Genomic DNA, 16,757 nt, shown 5'->3' with positions numbered 1-16,757 from the left:
GCCCTTTATGACTTATCTGACGACAAAGCTTACATCGGCTCAAACGATTGAACTTCAAAATGCGAGCCTGCCCGAGACGATTGAGGACGGTCACGTGCGATTGAAGCTTGCAACTGCCAGCCTTTGCGGAACCGATCTTCATTATTTCAAGCATTTTTCAAATGCCGGCTTCAAACTGCAAAATCCGGTTACGCTGGGCCATGAAGCCTGTGCCTATGTGGTGGACGCCAATGGATCGGATTTACAAACAGGGCAGCTTGTTGCTCTTAATCCGATCATGAATTGCGGTCAGTGTGGGGCCTGCAAGCGCGGCGAAGTCAATCTTTGTACGGCCAAGAAATTTCCCGGCTCTGCGACCACCGTGCCGCATCTAGACGGTTTCTTCCGCGAACAGTTTGATCATCCTGTTGCGCAATGTCGCCCAGTTGCCAAAGAGATCAATCCCAACCATTTGACATTTGCCGAGCCTTTGGCGTGTGCCTTGCACGCGCTCAACAAGGGAGGTGTTTCCAAAGGCGATAAGGTTCTAATCACCGGCTGCGGGCCCATGGGGTTACTGGCAATTGCGGGCGCGGCCGCAAGGGGAGCCAATGTCACTTGCAGTGATATCAGGCAGGAGGCAGCCGATGTCGGCGTAAAAGCCGGTGCTCAGAATGCTCTGGTTGTCGGCCAATTCGATGAATGTGATATCGACCGTCAATTTGATGTTGTCATTGAAGCAAGCGGCGCGATTCCGGCATTCAATATGGCTTTGCGCGCGATACGGCAGAAAGGGACCGTATCGATTTTAAGTAATATACAATTATCAAAAGCAGAAGTTGCATTACATCTGATTATGCTCAAAGAGATTGTTGTGGTGGGATCATTCCAGTTCAATCAGGAGTTTGAGGAAGCGGTGAAACTCATTGAATCAGGCAAAATTGATTTTGATACTCTCACCGCCGCAACCTACCAACTTTCCAACGCTGCCGATGCGCTGGAATTGATGGCAAGCGGTGGCGCAAATGGCAAAATTTTACTTCAGCCCTAATGAGCCTGTTGTCTCGATCGCTGTCTGCATACCATCCAAAAGGCCATGATTATCATTGCAGCGGCCAGCCCGAAGGTTAACTGCAAGCCATCAGTGATTTGTTGCTGCGTTGCATTTTCAATGGCACCAGAGCCAACACCGAATGCAAATATTGCACCCATAGCCGATGCGCCAAAGATTAATCCGATATTGCGCGAGAGGTTTAATAATCCCGAAGCTGTGCCGCGCTCATCAGGCGGCATATTCACCATGACAGCGGTATTATTTGCGGCCTGGAACAATTGGTATCCGACCGCCAGAACTGCGATTGCGAGGCAATAAAAGGCGATGTTGGGCCCGTCGGGGACAATGACAAAGATTGTCGATCCGAGAATCAAGGTGCTCAGCCCAATTGTCAGAACGGACTGCGTGCCGAGCACGTCCACCAGTTTTCCTGATGGAACGCCGCTAAAGATTGAAATGACCGGACCTACGGCCATAACCAGCCCGATAATCGCTTCTGATAGATCGAGCGAAAACCCTAAGTAAAACGGGCCGACAACCAGTGTTGTCATCATGACCGCGGCAACTGCCGCGTTTGCAACGATGTTGGCAAGATTTCGCATGATGGCTGTTGTCGGTAGATCGAACCATTTTGATTTTCTGTCCGGTGTGTTTCCGTCTTTGCGCTCTTCTTGAGGAGGCAGGCAATAGATAGTCATCATTGTTGCCAACAATCCGAGGCCCAGCAATACAAGAAATAATGCCCGCCAACCGGTTGTCTGGATAAGCAGGCCGCCAAGCAACGGCCCCAGTGCCGTGCCGACGGCCAGCATCGTTCCGAGCAAGCCCATGGCCCGGCCTATGCTTGAGGTGCTGGCAATTTGGCTCATAAGTGCGACCGTCAAGGTCATCATGAAGGCGCCTCCAATGCCCTGCAACATTCTGGCGCCAACCAGTAGCCAAAGATCGGGCGCTAGAGCGCACAGCAAAGACGCGCCGGAGAAGATAACCATGCCCAGAACAAGCATGCGTTTTAAGCCAAACAGATCGCCCAATCTTCCGGCAAGCACGACTGTAATGGTCATGGCGACAAGATAGCCGATAACAATCCATTGTATCTGGTGGAATGGCGCCGCGAAATATTGCGTTAATGTCGGCAATGCGACATTGGCAATCGTTGTTCCTAACGACGCCGTGAGAATGGAAAGCGAAAGCGTGACAATAGACGGCCAATCAGTGTCTTTTGATGCTGTAATTTGTTCGTCTGCCATCTCTCGTTTCCTTTGCAATTTCTTGTGCTAAGCAGCAGGATACGAATTCAAGTTGAGTTGAGGTCAAGTATGAAAATTTTGGATATTGGAGAAGTGTCTGCCAGCACCGGAGTTCCGCCATCGACTTTGCGTTATTATGATGAAACAGGACTGATATCTTCTATCGGGCGGCATGGGCTGCGGCGGCAGTTTTCGTCTGATGTGCTGCTGCAACTGGCTCTCATTTCCATGGGAAAGTCTGCGGGCTTTTCACTCGATGAAATAGGAAAAATGTTTTCCAGCACAGGCAAACCGGAATTGCCGCGCGCGGAGCTGCATCAAAAAGCTGATGAACTGGATGCCCAGATCAAGAAATTGTCTGCGTTACGCGATACACTGCGCCATGTGGCCGACTGTCCCGCGCCCTCTCACATGGAATGCGAGTCGTTCAGGCGGCTCGTCAAACTTGCCATGCGGGTGAAAGGTCAGCGTTCAACTAAACGCACATTCAAAAAGCATGATTGAGCTTAAAGCTTCGGCAGCCCAGCGCTAACGTCTGGCCAAGACCAAGCTTGATGTGGAACTTGCAATAAATTGGCTTGCTCCGATCTTGTCATTCAGCGCGGTTAAATCATTTGTCGAAGCGACGACGCATCGGGCGACAGCGTCAATTTCCCCTGAAAGCGAAAGCACTTCATGAACGTCTTCCAAGGATGCGAGCCATTCCAGCGCCTGATCACAAGGGCGCACTGCAATTTTAATAAATAGAAGCGCGCTTATCATGCCTGCGTCATGTATGGAAAAATTTGTATCGTAGCTGCGGATAATACCGGTGGTTTCAAGTCTGTTGACGCGGTCCTGAACTGCTGTACGCGACAAGCCGATTTCGCGCCCGAGCGCCGCAAAGCTCATCCGCGCATTCTTGCCAAGCAAGCCCAATATTCTCTTATCGGTCCGATCCAATGTGAATTCCTGCGTTTTGCAATTTCATTACGTCGGATCGCAAGTTTTCCGCGCCGCGCTGTTGGGGCAATATTAGCGCATATTTGCAGAGGAAGAAAAATGAAAAAGATCGTTGCTGGAGACTTCACCGGAGCGCGCGCATGGGACGCACTCGATATTGAGCATATCAAGGATGCAACTGTTCGGCTGCATTGGACCGACGAGTCATACAAGTGGCACATCAATGACGGGCCGGAAGTTTTCGTCGTTCTGGATGGTGAAGTCGATATGCATGTGCGCCGTGAGGGAAAAGAAGAAATACTGCGCTTGAAAGTGGGTGACATTTTCCATGCCGAAGACGGTGATGAGCATGTCGCACATCCCGATGGTCCTGTGCGGGCTTTGGTGATTGAAACGGCCGGCAGTGTCTAACCGGAGGCGGAGCCGCTAAGTTAGCGGCTCCGCAAAGCAGTCATAAAGGAACTGCAACAAGGCCGACAAAATCACCGATTTTGATGAGGCCCGGAACATGGCGCGCTGTCAGAATGCCATCCCTTTTCGCTATGAGTGTTTCGGGCTGGGTGCCGGTGCGGTCACTTGCCCACACCCGCGCAATTGGCTGCCCGCTCTCCACCGTATCGCCAAGGTCAACCAGATATTCCACAAGACCCGCTTTTTCAGCAAATACGAAACAGCTTTCATCAGGCATATCCAGTTGGATTGTGTCGCTAATGTCGAGATTGCCTGCCATAATCTTGGCATGGATCAGCAGATTACGAATTCCTTTTTTCGCAATTGCCACGCTGCGGGCCGTTGATGTGCCTGCCCCGCCAAGTTCTGTGGTAACGAAAACCTTGCCTTGCGTCTCCACTTCCGTGTCGAACATGCCGACATTGTCGATTTCCAGCATCCGTACAGAATAGGGGGCGTTGAATGCCTGCATTGCGGCCATACAATCATCTTCCTGTCTTTTGTCATCCAGAATATGCGCGGCTGCGAAAGGGAGGAAATCCAGCGTTTTACCGCCTGAATGAAAATCCAGTACAATATCAGCCAAAGGCACCAGTTCACTGGCGATGTAATGGCAAATTTTTTGCGTCACTGTACCATCGGGACGTCCGGGGAAACTGCGGTTCATATTACCGCCGTCAATCGGCGAGCAACGCAAGCCGGCAGAAAAGGCGGGCTGGTTCATCATCGGCAAAATGATGACACGACCTGTAATTTGTTCGGGTCGAAGTGATGCGGCCAATTCCTGCAAGGCCACCGGACCTTCATATTCATCGCCGTGGTTTCCGCCGGTTAACAGTGCGGTCGGGCCTTTGCCATTTGCAATCACCGTGATGGGGATCATAACCGATCCCCACGCACTATCATTGCGGCTATACGGCAAGCGCAGGAATCCGTGATGAATGCCGTCCTGATCAAACGGCACAGTTGCGCTAATCGGATTAGTCGTCATTTCTTCACCCATATTTCGCGCGGTGTGTTGCAGAAACATTCATGCCCGTCTTCGGTGATTAAAATCGGCTCAGTGATTTCCAGACCGCCATCATCCAGCCATAGGGCGGGCATGAAATGGAATGTCATTCCCGGTTCCAAAATTGTGGTGTCGCCGCGCCGGAAGGAGATTGTCCGCTCGCCCCAATCCGGCGGATAACTTATACCGATTGCATAGCCGCAGCGGCTGTCTTTTTCAAAACCGGCTTTATTCAAGGTGGCGTTAAACGCATTGGCGATATCCTGCGCCTGATTGCCCGGTTTTGCCTGTGCCAGTCCGGCTTCTATTGCATTGAGGACAGCTTTTTCGGCTTTGCGGTATTTTGCGGGAACCTCGCCAAGAAACAATGTGCGTGATTGCGGGCATTGATAGCGGCGGTGCGCACCGGCAATCTCAAAAAATGTGGCTTCATTGACTTCCATTGGCCGGTCGTCCCACGTCAAGTGCGGGGCTGTCGCGTCCAAGCCTGACGGGGCCATGGGGACAATCGCCGGATAGTCTCCCCAATAGCCATCCGCGCCGCGAATGCCGGTGGCATAAATTTCAGCAATCAGATCATTCTTGCGCATGCCGGGTTCGGCCATTTCGCGAATGGTTTCGTGCATAGCTTCGACAATTCTGGCCGCCCGCTGCATATATTCAATTTCGCGCTCAGATTTTACAGCGCGCTGCCAGTTGACCAGTCCGGAGCAGTCCGTGACTTTCGCGTCGGGCAGACCTTCCAGTAATTTCAAATGCGCCGTGGCTGAATAATAATAATTATCCATCTCAACGCCGATCTTGGCTTTCTCCAGTCCAAACTCGCACAGCAGACGTGCCAGTTCTTCCATGGGATGCTTTTCAGTATTTTGGACAAATGTGTCGTCGTAGCCGCGAATATTGTCGTCATTCTCCATGAAGACTGTCCGTCTCGCCCCCAGAGCATCCATCGCACGGCCCCACCAGACAGGCTCGCCTTCCATTGTCAGGACAACACCCTGATACACATAAAATGACCAGCCATCATAGCCGGTCAGCCATGACATGTTTGACGGATCGCAAATGACGATCGCATCAAGGCCTGCAGCATCCATTGCGCGACGGGTTTTGACGATACGCCGTTGATATTCGGCAGTCGTAAAATTCTTTTCATAAGTAGTCATGTGACAACCGATTCCTTTCTTAATGCTGTAAGGGCTAGTGTTGCTATCGCAGTGTCCTGAATGCCCATACCTGTCAGGTCTGCAATTGTGATTTGGTTTGAGTTGGCGCGCGCGGGCGTATCGCGAACGAGCAGGTCGCCGAGCTCTGCAATTTCCCGATCGTCGTTTACCGCGCCTGCTTCAATTGCGGCGCGCAGTTCACCCATTTTACGGCATTGGGAAAGGCGGTCAGGCACATAGATATCCGCGCGGCTCAAACAAGCGGCTTCAAGTTCGTTTTTATTCGATTGATCTGATCCCATCGCTGTAATGTGCTGACCAGGCCGAAGCCACTCGGCTTTGATAATCGGCTCTGTCGCCGGGGTCGTTGTCACGATTATATCCGCATTGGATACAGATGCTTCAAAGTTAGATGATGCGGTGGCTTTTATCCCGAGCAAGTTTGAAGCGGTTTGGGCAAGCTTTTCTGCTTTTTCTTGGGAGCGTCCGCAAATTGTTGCTGTTTGAATGGGGCGAACAAGACACAATGCGCGCAATTGCAACAACGCCTGTACGCCGGTGCCTAAAATAGCGACATGAGCGCTGTTTTCTCTTGAAAGGGAACGGGCAGCAACTGCGCCAGCGGCGGCAGTGCGAATATCTGTCAGATAGCCATTGTCCAGAAGAACAGCCTGCACCTGTCCTGTTACTGCTGAAAAGACAATCATCAAGCCAGAGGTTGATGGAAGTCCGCGTTTGGGATTATCAAAAAAGCCCGGCGACACTTTAACGGCAAAGCCGGAAAAGCCGGGTATATAGGCCGTTTTAATATCCACTTCGCCATTTACGTCCGGCAGGTGCATGGATAGCACTGGCGGCATGACCACGCTGCCGGTGCCGAGCGTGCGAAAGGCGGTTTCGATACAGTCGACTGTCTCTAAATTAATATCGACAGCGGCGCGTAACTCTTCTTCGTGAAGTATAGCGATATTACTCATTGTCTCCTCCACAAACGATGCGTTGATGATGGGCCAGATCGATATTGCCGCCGCTGAGAATTGTGACCACTGGTCCGGCGGCGTTGATTTTTCCAGCGAGGATTGCGGCGACTCCGACAGCGCCCGACCCTTCCACAATTTGCGCTTCCTGACTGTAGCAGTGACGAATACCATCGGCGATTTCCGCCTCGCTTAATGTGATGACATCATCAACCAATGCGCGTGTCATTGCGAAGGTCAGGCGATTATTGAGGCCAATGCCGCCGCCAAGAGAATCTGCCAGCGTTGGCAGCTCCTCAACCTCGACAGGGTGTCCGGCTTTGAGTGATGCGTGCATGGCGGCACCACGCTCCATTGAAATGCCGATAATGCGTGTTCGAGGCCGTTTTGCTTTTATGGCTGCGGCGACACCGGAAATAAGGCCGCCGCCTGATAATTGCACAAGTACGCATTCGACATCGGGAGCATCGTCAAGTATTTCGAGGCCAAGCGTGCCTTGTCCTGCGATCACGGCAGGATGATCAAAAGGCGGAATCATCGTCATACCTTTTTCGGCAACCAGCCGATCAACTTCATTTTGTGCTTCATCTTGGGAGCGGCCAATAATGCGAATATCCGCGCCCAGAGCGGCAATGCCATCGAGTTTGGCTTGCGGCACAAGTTCAGACATGCAGATGGTCGCTCTTGAGCCGGCTGATTTTGCCGCATAAGCCAATCCGCGCCCGTGATTGCCGGTTGAAACGGCGATAATGCCACGTGCGCGCTCTTCTTCGCTTAGTGACAAAACAGCATTCGTCGCGCCGCGCAGCTTGAAGCTACCGGTGATTTGTTGATGTTCTAATTTGAGGTAAACAGGGTGCCCAATTTTCTTTGATAGAGATTGGGATGTGTTGGTAAATGTTCGTCGGATGCGTTTGTATATACGCGCGTGAGCTTCTTCAATATCGGCCAGTGTTACAAATGGATTGGTCATGGCGCGTTGACTTTCTTTGGCCAGGACTTGTCAAAAAGTCTGCCAATTCTCGGTTCTGGAGGCGGCAAACCGACTAGCCCCCTCAGTGCCCATAGTGTCGCCTGATTGGAACTGACTACAGGTTTGCCGATACGGGCCTCAATGGCATTGATGACATTAAGTGCCGGCAAAGCGGTACAGGACAGAAACACAGCATCTACCTGCGGACTGTCAATTGAAACGGCCGCTTCAATCATTGTTTCATCATCAATGCGCGCCATCTCGCGGTCGTCCGCCATATTAAAGCAGGCCGCTTTTTCGATCTGTATGTCTTGCTCCTCGAAATAGCCGACCATGGGTGCGGTTGTTTCGACAAGGTAGGGGGTCAGCAAGGCAATGCGGCGCACGCCAAGTGCCTGAAACGCAGCCAAGGTTGCCGATGACGGTGTGACAACAGGGATGTGCGGGCGTGCTTTTGCAATGGCCTGACTGACGACTTCATTGCGGATCGTCACCGAGGCGGATGTGCAGGCAAATGCAATTGCCGCCAAGTCCACACCCGGCACAAGCAAATCAGCTGCGGCGGTCAGGTTTGGACCCATTGCCTGCAAGCTGGCAGGCGTTGTCGGGTTTTCAAACGGAATACGCGAGACATGCACCACCGCTTCATCCGGTGCAATTAATTGCCGGGCATCACGCTCAACTGTCAGATCAGTGGCAAGGACAATTATACCCAATCGCGGTATATCTGAATTTGATGAAAAGCATTGAGGCGACAGAATTTCTATCTGTGACATAGTTTAACCTCTTCTTTCGTCAAATCACGAGCACTGGCTGTTTAGCTAATCCTGTTACCTTGTGTGAAACACTACCAAGAAGATAGCCGTCAATGGCGCCATTGCCGCGAGAGCCGAGCACGATCAAATCAGCTTCATGCTTGTCTGCAAAGGCGACAATTGCGCGCGAAGGCTGGCCTGAGCGCACAAATGCCCGCGTCTTTTCCAGTCCGGCATCAACGGCAACCTTACGGCCATAATTTGCAATTTCCTTTGCACTGGCCTCAAGCGCTTTGTCCGGGGTGTCGTGCTCTGCGCCGCGCACCATCGACAGTGATGCCTCAAGCATCGAATGATGCCTGTAGACCGTCAAAATCATCAGCTTTGCACCGCACAGTTTGGCCAGTTCAATGGCTTTGTTAAGCGCGGCTTCGGATTGAACGGATCCATCGAAGGGGAGCAGAATTTTCGAAAACATGGAAACCTCAATTGAAGGCTAGGTCACGCAGAAACAATGCGATCTGCGGGAAGAAGATTAACGCTACCGATACTGAAAGTAGAATGATGATGAATGGAGGCGTGCCGCGAATGACTTCGATATAAGGCCGCTTGAATACAGCAATGGCGGTGAAAATATCGCAGCCAAACGGCGGCGTCGCAGACCCGATCGCAACCTGCAGCGTGATGATGATGCCGACATGAACAGGATCAAGGCCAACGGCTTCAACAACCGGCGCAAAGATCGGCACAAGGACCAAAATTACAACGATCGGGTCGACAAACATGCAGCCAATGAAGAATGCGACAGAGATCACAAACAAAACGCCTATGCTGCCCATCTCGTCAATTCCTACAGCACCCAGAACAGCTTGCGGAATCTGAGCAAATGAGATGATCCAAGAGAAGGCCGCACCGGCACCAACCAGAATAAACACAACTGCGGTAATCAAGCCGGTCGACTTCGCTGTTTCATAAACGCCGTTCAAATCCAATGAACGGAAAATCACGACTTCCAACAAGAGTGCATAGAGCACACAGGCTGCGGCGGCCTCTGTTGGCGAGAAGATGCCGCCATAAATACCGCCGATGATGATGGCGGGAAAGCCCATTGGCCAAAGCGCTTTTTGCACGGCTTTAATACGGGCGGCCCATGCAGCTTTGGGTTCGGTCGGCACATCGTTGCGGATCGCGTAGATCACCGAGAAAATCGAAAACAACAGCAGGATCAAAAGTCCCGGACCGATACCGGCAATAAACAATTCGGCAATAGAGGTGTTGGAAACGACACCATAAATAATCATGCCAATCGATGGCGGAATTAGAAAGGCAATATCACTCGAATTAACGATCAGAGCCAGAATAAAGCTGTCATTATAACCGGCTTTCAACATGCGCGGACGTAAGGGAGAGCCGATGGCAACAACGGTTGCCTGTGTGGAGCCTGAAACCGCGCCAAACATTGTACATGCTGTGGCCGTGGAGACGGCAAGACCGCCTTTTAGATGGCCGACGAAGCTCATCACCATATCGATCAGACGGCCAGCTGATTGTCCGCGCGTCATAATGTCAGCGGCGAAAATGAACATGGGTACCGCAATTAGCGAAGCCGGACGAATACCGGCGATTATCTGCTGGACGGCAGTTTCAATCTGGCTGAAGTCGCCAAAGATCATCAGGAAGCCTGTTAATGTGCCGGCAAGAAGCGGGATCATCATCGGAAAACCCAGCAGAAGCAGCACAATCATGACGGCAAATACTGTTAGTGCCATGGTTTAAACCTCCCGCTCGTCGTCGTCGTATCCTTCGAGCACATTGGTCGAAAGATAAATGTCATCCTCAATGATGTTTTTAATGGCCGTTAGAATGTATTGCAGCCCTGTCAGCAAAAAGCCCAATGGCACCCAGCAAAGGGTAATCCATACGGGAATCTGAAGCGCCGAAAGAAGCCTTCCGCGTCCGAATGTTGTGAGTAAGAATTGTAATGAGTACCAGGCAAGGCCCAGCATAAAAATAGCGGTAATGACCGAGATAAAAATTGTCAGTGCTTTGCGCGGTTTGGGTGGCAGCGTGTCATATATCGCCGACATTCGAATGTGGCGGCCGTGACGTGCGGCATAGCTTATACCGGCAAAGGTAATCAGAATAATCAGAATACGGTTTAATTCTTCCGAGAAGTACAGGCTTTCAAAAAATACACGTCCAATAACATTGGCGACTGTATTGGCAGCCATCAACAAAACACCTGTTGCCAACATTATGGCTTCCAGACGGGCTATACCAATATCTATAACGCCCAAAATACCGGGCAGTGCTGAGGTCGTGTCGGCCAGAACATCGGGCTCGACATCCACACTGCTGATACCGATTTGATCTTGATTCGGTGCTTGTGGTTCCTGCTTCACGGGCAATTCCAGTGCTATGACTCTTTAGATGTGAAGGACACAGGCCGTATTTGAAAACGGCCTGTGTCTTGGCTTTTTAACAGTCCGGCGTGCTGGTTATTTTGCCGCTGCCTCAGCAGCTTCCAAATCAGCCTTCATCTGTTCGAGAATTTCCTTGCCTTTGTCGCCTGTCATTTCGATATAAGCGGCTTCAACCGGTTCGGACGTTGCCATAAATGGCTTGCGCTCTTCCTCTGACAGAATGTTGATTTCCATCTCGGGCTTTGCGGCTAGGATATTGTCGAAGCTTTTTTCGCCCAATTCCTGCTGATAATCCAGAATGTATTCAAAAGCGGCCTCTGCGGCGTTTTGAATAACTGTCTTATCTTCATCGCTCAGACCGTCATAAAACTCCTTGTTTGCCATGGCGGCAGTGGTGAAGTTGTTATGGCCGATGCATGTAATCACGTCTGTGACTTCATACATTTTTGTTGAATCAAGGAAGAAACGCGGGTTTTCCTGACCTTGAATAATGCCCGTTTGCATTGCGCCATAGACCTCGCCCCAAGGCAGTGGTGTCGGCGTGGCGCCAAAGGCGCTGTAGCTTTCAACCAATAGAGGGTTGGTCATAACGCGAAACTTCACGCCTTCCAGATCTGCAGGAGAACGTACCGGTTCCTTCGTGGTCATGCAGACCTCGCCTTCCGGATACATTGTGAGCAGTTCCAAGCCCTGCTCGGCATATAGAGGCGGGAAAAGTTCATTGATGGCTTTGGAATTGCGGAAGAATTCCTGAAGCGTTTCTTCATCCTGCGGCAAGAGGTAAGGGACGAAAAATACCTGCGCTTCGGGAATCAATGCACCTGTAAAGCCTGGTGACTGATTGACGAATTGCAAAATTCCGGCCTGCGCCTGTTCCATGATGTCCGCACTTTCGCCAAGTGTGCCAAATGGGAACAACTGTAATGTATGATCGGAATTCGCTTCGATTTCTTCTTTGAATTTTTGAGCAAACACGCCTTGCACTTCAGTAGCGGCTTCTTCGTGTGCATAGCGCCAAGTATCTGCGTGAACTGTGCTCGCAGATGCAAAAAGGGTAATGCCTGCAATAACGGCTTTCTGGTTCAATCGCATTTAATAATTCCTCACTTTCGAATTTAAGAAGCCCATGCCGTTAAGGCAGGGCACTTCAGGCGAAGGTGATATCATTACAAAGTAGAGTCAATGATTATATTAAATCATTACAATGTGAGTATTTTGTAAGGCCGGTCACTATTTACGAGAGTAGACCGCTCAAGATTTCGAGACCTCGACGCAATTCTTCGGGGCTTTTTGAGCCAAGTGAAATCCGTGCACCCGGTTTTGAGGCAAGGGGCCCGATTGAAAAGGTTGAGCCTGGCGCGATGTGAATATTTAGATTGCGGGCCCCTTCGACAAGGCGTGCTTCAGAGCCGATATCTGCGCATGGCAACCATGCCATCAGGCATGATGGTGCAATCTTGATATCAAAGTCACTCAATACATTTCGTGCAATCTGGCCGCGTGCCATCAAAGCGTTTCTCTGCCACTCCAAAAGCGTCAGGGCCGTGCCTTCGCGTATCCACAATGCAGCGATTTCCAGCATTAAAGGGGTCGCCGTCCAGTTGGTCACCATGTGCCGTTCTTCGACCAATGTTGCAATTTGTCTGGGGGCTACGAGAAAGCCGACACGCAGGCCGGGAACAAGACATTTGGTCAGGCTTGTAAAATAGAAACAGCGTTCGGGGGCAAGGGTTGCAAGAGGCGGCACGGCGGACATATTAAGCGGCCCCCAGCCGTCATTTTCAATGATTGATATTTCGTGGCGTCTTGCTACTGATACAAGCACGCGGCGTCTTTCTTCGCTCATAAAATTGGCGGTAACGCCCGTATTTGGCATGATATACAGGGCTTTTACAGTGTCGGCCTGACAGGCGGCGTCCAGTGCCGCCGGTATGATGCCCTGTTCGTCCATTTCAAGTCCGGCAAGGCGCAGGCCCAAGCTTCGGCATAGTGCGGGCAGGGTATGGTGCCCCATTTTTTCCGTAACGATCAAGTCGCCGCTGCGTGCAACACTCATCAATGCAACTGTCATCGCCGAGGTGTTGCCATTTGTAGGGATAATAACCTGATCCTGATTTTTTATTCCGCACAAAGACAGCCAATTGTCCATTATGGCCGTGTGCCTGCTTACAAGCGTTGAAGCGCGAAATGACGCAAGAAACTCTTCCGGCATGTCCCTTGCCAAACTGCGAAGAGCAGTTTTCATCGCGGCCTTGTGAATGTCGCCAACGACCGGTCTAAGCAATGCCAAGTCAAGCGTGCCGCGCATAACACGCTGCGATGGAAACGGAAGCGGATCGTCGCCCTCGGCGCGCCTTACAAAGCTTCCGCGCCCGACTTCACCGACAATCTGTCCGGCTTCCACCAACCGTGCATAGGCACGGCTCACCGTCTGTACGCTAAGGCCCAATTGATAGGATAATTCACGATGTGTGGGTAAACGTTCACCGGGTTTAAGAGCGCCATTATTAATCGCTGTTTCGATGGCGCTCATGAGCGAACGGTAGTGCGGGCGCTTCAAACTTGATTTTAAAGGAGGCCAGTCTGTCATGACAATAGCATTAGACTTTTCATGACAATTGGCAAGATGTTGCTTTCATTGAAGCGATGTTTTGCAGCGGCTGATGCCAGTGTTTTTTAGAAATTCCGGTTCTTATTTAGGTATAAATATAAGGGCGCAGAGGCGTCTGCAGATTGGAATGTGACAAAATTGTAAAAAAGACTGGGAACCTTCCCATAGATGTGCTAACGATGGTGCATCGAGTTCGGGGAGGGCTCAGAAAAACATGACGAAACGCCCGCAAAATATGACAATTTTAGACGTCGCACGTCTATCCGGCCTGTCAAAGAGTACAGTGTCGCGTGTGTTGTCGGGCGCACCGAATATTTCTGAAAATGCCAAAAAGAAAGTGGCGGAGATTGTCGCCGAAACCGGTTATCAGCGCAACGAGATAGCCCGTAGCTTGCGCTCCGGCCGCACTGGCGTGGTGGCACTTGTGATCCCTGATATAGCTAACCCGTTTTGGGCCGATGTAGCGCGCGGCGCGCAGGATGCTGCTGTCAACGAAGGCACGTCGATTTTGATTTTTAGCTCTGATTGGGATCCTGTGCGCGAGAAACAGCATTTGCAGGCACTTGTAAAGTCGCGGGTTGATGGCGCAATCATAAATCCTGTGCGTGACGGGCTGGAGGATATCGAACAGTTCAATCTCCCGATTGTTCTTATCGGGTCTTCGGCAAGCCGGTTTCCTGATATGGCGTCTGTGTCCAGTGATATTGAGCAGGGGGTGGCGCTCGGTTTGGATCGTTTGGCATCCAGCGGGCTTGGGCTGCCTGTTTTTCTTGTTGGCGACAATGAGCGAAGTGCGAGCGAGCGATTCTTGCAGGCGGTGCGGCGCTGGGCTGCCAAGCGTAATGTTGATTGCAGTGGTCTTATTGTCGAGAATGGCGAGTATAATGTTGATGGCGGCCGCGCGGCGCTTGAACGCATTCTGGCGACACATGCCGTGCCAAGGGCCGTTTTTGCAGCCAATGATCTGATGGCGCTTGGTGCCATGCAGGCTTTACGTAACAAAGGTTTGAGCTGTCCGGATGATGTCGCTGTTTTGGGTTTCGACGGCATTGCCGCCGGCGAGGTGACCACGCCGGCACTTACCACAGTTGCTAAACCTTCGCGGCAAATCGGTGATGAAGCGTTTCGCCTGCTGATGCAGCGCATTGAAGGCGGGCAGGGCGATCGCATGACTTTACCTTGCACGCTTTATGAGCGCGGTACATTGCCTGCACGTGTAAACGAGCCACAACCGGCATTGATGGATTAAACTATTATGGCGCAGCACACCTATGACAAAATAAATTCGCCGCATCATGGGAAGGTTCCCAGTCGGGTGGTTTCGGCTGTAGGCAGTGCGCTCAATGAAGACTGGTCGGATGATTTCCGCGAGCCGCGCACTGCCGAATTTAAGGATAACTTTCAAAAGTGGTGGCCTTATTATCTTATGATGGCTCCGGGACTGATTTACTTCGCGGTATTCCATTATCTCCCGATCTGGGAGGCCAAGTTAGCTTTTGAGGATTTACGCATTATTGGTCCGAATGTCTGGGTTGGCCTGAAGCATTTTGTTCAGCTTTTTGCGTCACCTGCATTTGTCGAAGTGTTGCTGAATACGCTGATCATCTCGGCGATGAAGATCGCTTTCGTATTTCCGCTTCCAATATTGCTTGCGCTGTTGATCAATGAAGTGCGCAGTCCCCGTTTTCGCCAAAGTGTGCAGTCGGTGATTTATCTTCCACATTTTCTGTCATGGGTTGTGATAGCCGGCATCTTTATTGGCGCGTTATCGCCTGCTGACGGTGCGATCAATGATCTGCGGGATCTGGTTGGTCTGGAACGCCGTGGCTATATGACCGATTCCGGCTCTATCCGCTGGGTGCTTGTGTGGTCCGAAGCTTGGCGCAGTGCCGGTTGGGATTCACTACTTTATTTTGCCGCGATCATGTCCATTGACCCTCAGCTTTACGAGGCTGCGGAAATGGATGGTGCCAGCCGCTGGCACAAAATGCGCCACATCACTTTGCCGGGTATCGTGCCGACCATCGCAACGCTTTTCATTTTAAATGTCGGGCTGTTTCTGAATGCCGGTTTCGATCAGGTTTTCAACCTCACCAATGACGCCATTCAGGACAAAATCGATATCATCGACACTTACGTCTTTCGTCTTGGCATCACGGGTGGCCAGTTCAGTCTGGCGACCGCGGCAGGCTTGTTTAAAGGCGTGATTGGCATGGTCATGATGCTGAGTGCTCATTTTCTGTCCAAACGTCTTACCGGAAAAGGAGTCTGGTAATGGCATCACAAAACCGTACAGGTCTGGAACGCGCGGAAAGTGTCATCATCGTATCGGTGTTGCTGGCACTGGTCGTGATCACTGTCCAGCCAATATTAAACCTTCTGGCAATATCGCTAACCGAGCCGGCCAATGCACCGGGAATGAGCGGCCTTGCGGTCATTCCCGATGGCTTATCATTTGATATTTGGACATTGCTTGCAAATCATCCAGCCGTGCAGCGCGGGTTGATCAATTCCTTTTTTATTACGCTGACAGGAACGGTTCTCAATGTGACGTGTACCGCGTTAATGGCATGGGCACTGTCGCGCAAAAACCTGCCTTTTCGCCGAACCATTTTCATTTTGGTGCTTGTGACGATCGTCTTTGAGCCGGGCATCATTCCTGATTATTTCGTCATGCGCAGGCTGGGCCTTTTGGATGAATATGCGGCGGTGATCATTTTTAAAATGGTGAACGCATGGTACTTGATTATTCTCATCCGGTTCTTTGAAGAAATTCCAAATGAACTGATTGAAGCGGCCGAACTGGATGGCGCCAATCCGTTCCAGATTTTCTGGCGTGTTGTGTTGCCACTGGCAAAGCCGGCACTGGCAACAATCACACTTTTCTACGTCGTCTATCACTGGAACGATTTCCTGCGCCCGATGATCTATTTCAATGATCAGGACAAATGGCCGTTGCAGGTGGTTCTGCGCCAGTTCGTTCTGGTTGGCGATAAGGCCGCGATTGTCGGGCTGGAGGCCATGAACAATTACACCGGCGCAAGCCAGATTGATTTCAAGTCGTTTCGCGCAGGCATGATCCTTTTCACCATCCTGCCGGTGCTTGCGATCTACCCTTTAATTCTTCGCTATTTCACCAAAGGCACCATGTCCGGCGCCGTTAAGTAACCG

General features: G+C 51.3%; 18 protein-coding genes. 6 read left to right on the top strand and 12 right to left on the bottom strand.

Annotated elements, in window-relative coordinates; all coding sequences use genetic code 11:
- The first annotated feature begins 7 nt into the window (after positions 1-7).
- Positions 8-1,030 (top strand): alcohol dehydrogenase catalytic domain-containing protein, encoded by a 1,023-nt coding sequence (locus SU32_RS11450; RefSeq protein ID WP_053999509.1) that lies wholly within the window; start codon positions 8-10, stop codon positions 1,028-1,030.
- On the opposite strand, the gene SU32_RS11445 is transcribed toward SU32_RS11450, so the two are convergent.
- On the bottom strand, positions 1,027-2,283 hold the full coding sequence (locus tag SU32_RS11445; RefSeq protein WP_053999508.1) for an MFS transporter: 1,257 nt from the start codon (positions 2,281-2,283) through the stop codon (positions 1,027-1,029). The genes SU32_RS11450 and SU32_RS11445 overlap by 4 nt on opposite strands.
- A 69-nt stretch (positions 2,284-2,352) precedes the next feature.
- Between SU32_RS11445 and SU32_RS11440 the strand changes: the two genes are divergently transcribed.
- Positions 2,353-2,787 carry a helix-turn-helix domain-containing protein gene (locus tag SU32_RS11440; protein WP_053999507.1) on the top strand — a complete coding sequence of 145 codons (435 nt, stop codon included), beginning with the start codon at positions 2,353-2,355 and terminating at the stop codon, positions 2,785-2,787.
- Positions 2,788-2,811: 24 nt separating this feature from the next.
- Here the strand turns inward: SU32_RS11440 and SU32_RS11435 are convergent, their stop codons facing one another.
- Complete coding sequence (locus tag SU32_RS11435; protein ID WP_082376670.1) at positions 2,812-3,225, bottom strand: Lrp/AsnC family transcriptional regulator; 414 nt, start codon at positions 3,223-3,225, stop codon at positions 2,812-2,814.
- Between the two features lie 99 nt (positions 3,226-3,324).
- Here SU32_RS11435 and SU32_RS11430 point away from each other — a divergent pair, with 99 nt between their 5' ends.
- The gene (locus SU32_RS11430; protein ID WP_053999506.1) at positions 3,325-3,636 is read left to right on the top strand and encodes a cupin domain-containing protein; all 312 of its coding nucleotides are present in this window, start codon (positions 3,325-3,327) and stop codon (positions 3,634-3,636) included.
- Positions 3,637-3,676: 40 nt separating this feature from the next.
- Here the strand turns inward: SU32_RS11430 and doeB are convergent, their stop codons facing one another.
- The 10 genes from doeB to ehuR all read right to left on the bottom strand — a co-directional run bounded on the left by doeB (position 3,677) and on the right by ehuR (position 13,565).
- The gene (gene doeB, locus SU32_RS11425) at positions 3,677-4,666 is read right to left on the bottom strand and encodes a N(2)-acetyl-L-2,4-diaminobutanoate deacetylase DoeB (protein ID WP_053999569.1); all 990 of its coding nucleotides are present in this window, start codon (positions 4,664-4,666) and stop codon (positions 3,677-3,679) included.
- Positions 4,663-5,847, bottom strand: a complete 1,185-nt coding sequence (locus SU32_RS11420; protein WP_053999505.1) for a M24 family metallopeptidase — start codon at positions 5,845-5,847, stop codon at positions 4,663-4,665. Before SU32_RS11420 ends, doeB begins: the two co-directional genes overlap by 4 nt.
- Positions 5,844-6,824 carry a cyclodeaminase gene (locus SU32_RS11415; protein ID WP_053999504.1) on the bottom strand — a complete coding sequence of 327 codons (981 nt, stop codon included), beginning with the start codon at positions 6,822-6,824 and terminating at the stop codon, positions 5,844-5,846. The genes SU32_RS11420 and SU32_RS11415 overlap by 4 nt, the downstream gene beginning before the upstream one ends.
- Complete coding sequence (gene eutB, locus SU32_RS11410) at positions 6,817-7,797, bottom strand: hydroxyectoine utilization dehydratase EutB (protein ID WP_053999503.1); 981 nt, start codon at positions 7,795-7,797, stop codon at positions 6,817-6,819. Before eutB ends, SU32_RS11415 begins: the two co-directional genes overlap by 8 nt.
- Positions 7,794-8,573 (bottom strand): aspartate racemase/maleate isomerase family protein, encoded by a 780-nt coding sequence (locus SU32_RS11405; protein WP_082376668.1) that lies wholly within the window; start codon positions 8,571-8,573, stop codon positions 7,794-7,796. Before SU32_RS11405 ends, eutB begins: the two co-directional genes overlap by 4 nt.
- Positions 8,574-8,592: 19 nt before the next feature.
- A complete protein-coding gene (locus SU32_RS11400) occupies positions 8,593-9,030 on the bottom strand; it encodes a universal stress protein (RefSeq protein ID WP_053999502.1) in 438 nt (145 codons plus the stop codon).
- Between the two features lie 7 nt (positions 9,031-9,037).
- Positions 9,038-10,321 (bottom strand): TRAP transporter large permease, encoded by a 1,284-nt coding sequence (locus tag SU32_RS11395; protein WP_053999501.1) that lies wholly within the window; start codon positions 10,319-10,321, stop codon positions 9,038-9,040.
- A gap of 3 nt (positions 10,322-10,324) precedes the next feature.
- Positions 10,325-10,954 carry a TRAP transporter small permease gene (locus SU32_RS11390; protein WP_245625527.1) on the bottom strand — a complete coding sequence of 210 codons (630 nt, stop codon included), beginning with the start codon at positions 10,952-10,954 and terminating at the stop codon, positions 10,325-10,327.
- 96 nt (positions 10,955-11,050) lie between these two features.
- Positions 11,051-12,067, bottom strand: coding sequence for a TRAP transporter substrate-binding protein (locus tag SU32_RS11385; RefSeq protein ID WP_053999500.1), 1,017 nt, complete (start codon positions 12,065-12,067; stop codon positions 11,051-11,053).
- 142 nt (positions 12,068-12,209) lie between these two features.
- Positions 12,210-13,565 carry a MocR-like ectoine utilization transcription factor EhuR gene (gene ehuR, locus SU32_RS11380; RefSeq protein ID WP_053999499.1) on the bottom strand — a complete coding sequence of 452 codons (1,356 nt, stop codon included), beginning with the start codon at positions 13,563-13,565 and terminating at the stop codon, positions 12,210-12,212.
- A 235-nt stretch (positions 13,566-13,800) separates the two neighbouring features.
- On the opposite strand from ehuR, the gene SU32_RS11375 reads away from it, so the two are divergent.
- Genes SU32_RS11375 through SU32_RS11365 form a run of 3 tightly spaced genes read left to right on the top strand, consistent with a single transcriptional unit; the run spans position 13,801 to position 16,754 of the window.
- The gene (locus tag SU32_RS11375; RefSeq protein ID WP_053999498.1) at positions 13,801-14,835 is read left to right on the top strand and encodes a LacI family DNA-binding transcriptional regulator; all 1,035 of its coding nucleotides are present in this window, start codon (positions 13,801-13,803) and stop codon (positions 14,833-14,835) included.
- Between the two features lie 6 nt (positions 14,836-14,841).
- Entirely contained in the window at positions 14,842-15,861 is a 1,020-nt protein-coding gene (locus SU32_RS11370; protein WP_082376666.1) for an ABC transporter permease, read from the top strand.
- On the top strand, positions 15,861-16,754 hold the full coding sequence (locus SU32_RS11365; protein WP_053999497.1) for a carbohydrate ABC transporter permease: 894 nt from the start codon (positions 15,861-15,863) through the stop codon (positions 16,752-16,754). Before SU32_RS11370 ends, SU32_RS11365 begins: the two co-directional genes overlap by 1 nt.
- The last annotated feature ends 3 nt before the right edge of the window (positions 16,755-16,757 follow it).

Source organism: Ahrensia marina (assembly GCF_001293565.1).
Taxonomy (GTDB): Bacteria; Pseudomonadota; Alphaproteobacteria; order Rhizobiales; family Rhizobiaceae; genus Ahrensia; species Ahrensia marina.
This window is presented reverse-complemented; position numbering and strand designations above follow the sequence as displayed.

Excerpts from the sequence above, each read along its gene's own strand:
- SU32_RS11450 (WP_053999509.1), top strand. The coding sequence starts at position 8 with ATGACTTATCTGACGACAAAGCTTACATCGGCTCAAACGATTGAACTT.
- SU32_RS11445 (WP_053999508.1), bottom strand. The coding sequence starts at position 2,283 with ATGGCAGACGAACAAATTACAGCATCAAAAGACACTGATTGGCCGTCT.
- SU32_RS11440 (WP_053999507.1), top strand. The coding sequence starts at position 2,353 with ATGAAAATTTTGGATATTGGAGAAGTGTCTGCCAGCACCGGAGTTCCG.
- SU32_RS11430 (WP_053999506.1), top strand. The coding sequence starts at position 3,325 with ATGAAAAAGATCGTTGCTGGAGACTTCACCGGAGCGCGCGCATGGGAC.
- doeB (WP_053999569.1), bottom strand. The coding sequence starts at position 4,666 with ATGACGACTAATCCGATTAGCGCAACTGTGCCGTTTGATCAGGACGGC.
- SU32_RS11420 (WP_053999505.1), bottom strand. The coding sequence starts at position 5,847 with ATGACTACTTATGAAAAGAATTTTACGACTGCCGAATATCAACGGCGT.
- SU32_RS11415 (WP_053999504.1), bottom strand. The coding sequence starts at position 6,824 with ATGAGTAATATCGCTATACTTCACGAAGAAGAGTTACGCGCCGCTGTC.
- eutB (WP_053999503.1), bottom strand. The coding sequence starts at position 7,797 with ATGACCAATCCATTTGTAACACTGGCCGATATTGAAGAAGCTCACGCG.
- SU32_RS11405 (WP_082376668.1), bottom strand. The coding sequence starts at position 8,573 with ATGTCACAGATAGAAATTCTGTCGCCTCAATGCTTTTCATCAAATTCA.
- SU32_RS11400 (WP_053999502.1), bottom strand. The coding sequence starts at position 9,030 with ATGTTTTCGAAAATTCTGCTCCCCTTCGATGGATCCGTTCAATCCGAA.
- SU32_RS11395 (WP_053999501.1), bottom strand. The coding sequence starts at position 10,321 with ATGGCACTAACAGTATTTGCCGTCATGATTGTGCTGCTTCTGCTGGGT.
- SU32_RS11385 (WP_053999500.1), bottom strand. The coding sequence starts at position 12,067 with ATGCGATTGAACCAGAAAGCCGTTATTGCAGGCATTACCCTTTTTGCA.
- ehuR (WP_053999499.1), bottom strand. The coding sequence starts at position 13,565 with ATGACAGACTGGCCTCCTTTAAAATCAAGTTTGAAGCGCCCGCACTAC.
- SU32_RS11375 (WP_053999498.1), top strand. The coding sequence starts at position 13,801 with ATGACGAAACGCCCGCAAAATATGACAATTTTAGACGTCGCACGTCTA.
- SU32_RS11370 (WP_082376666.1), top strand. The coding sequence starts at position 14,842 with ATGGCGCAGCACACCTATGACAAAATAAATTCGCCGCATCATGGGAAG.
- SU32_RS11365 (WP_053999497.1), top strand. The coding sequence starts at position 15,861 with ATGGCATCACAAAACCGTACAGGTCTGGAACGCGCGGAAAGTGTCATC.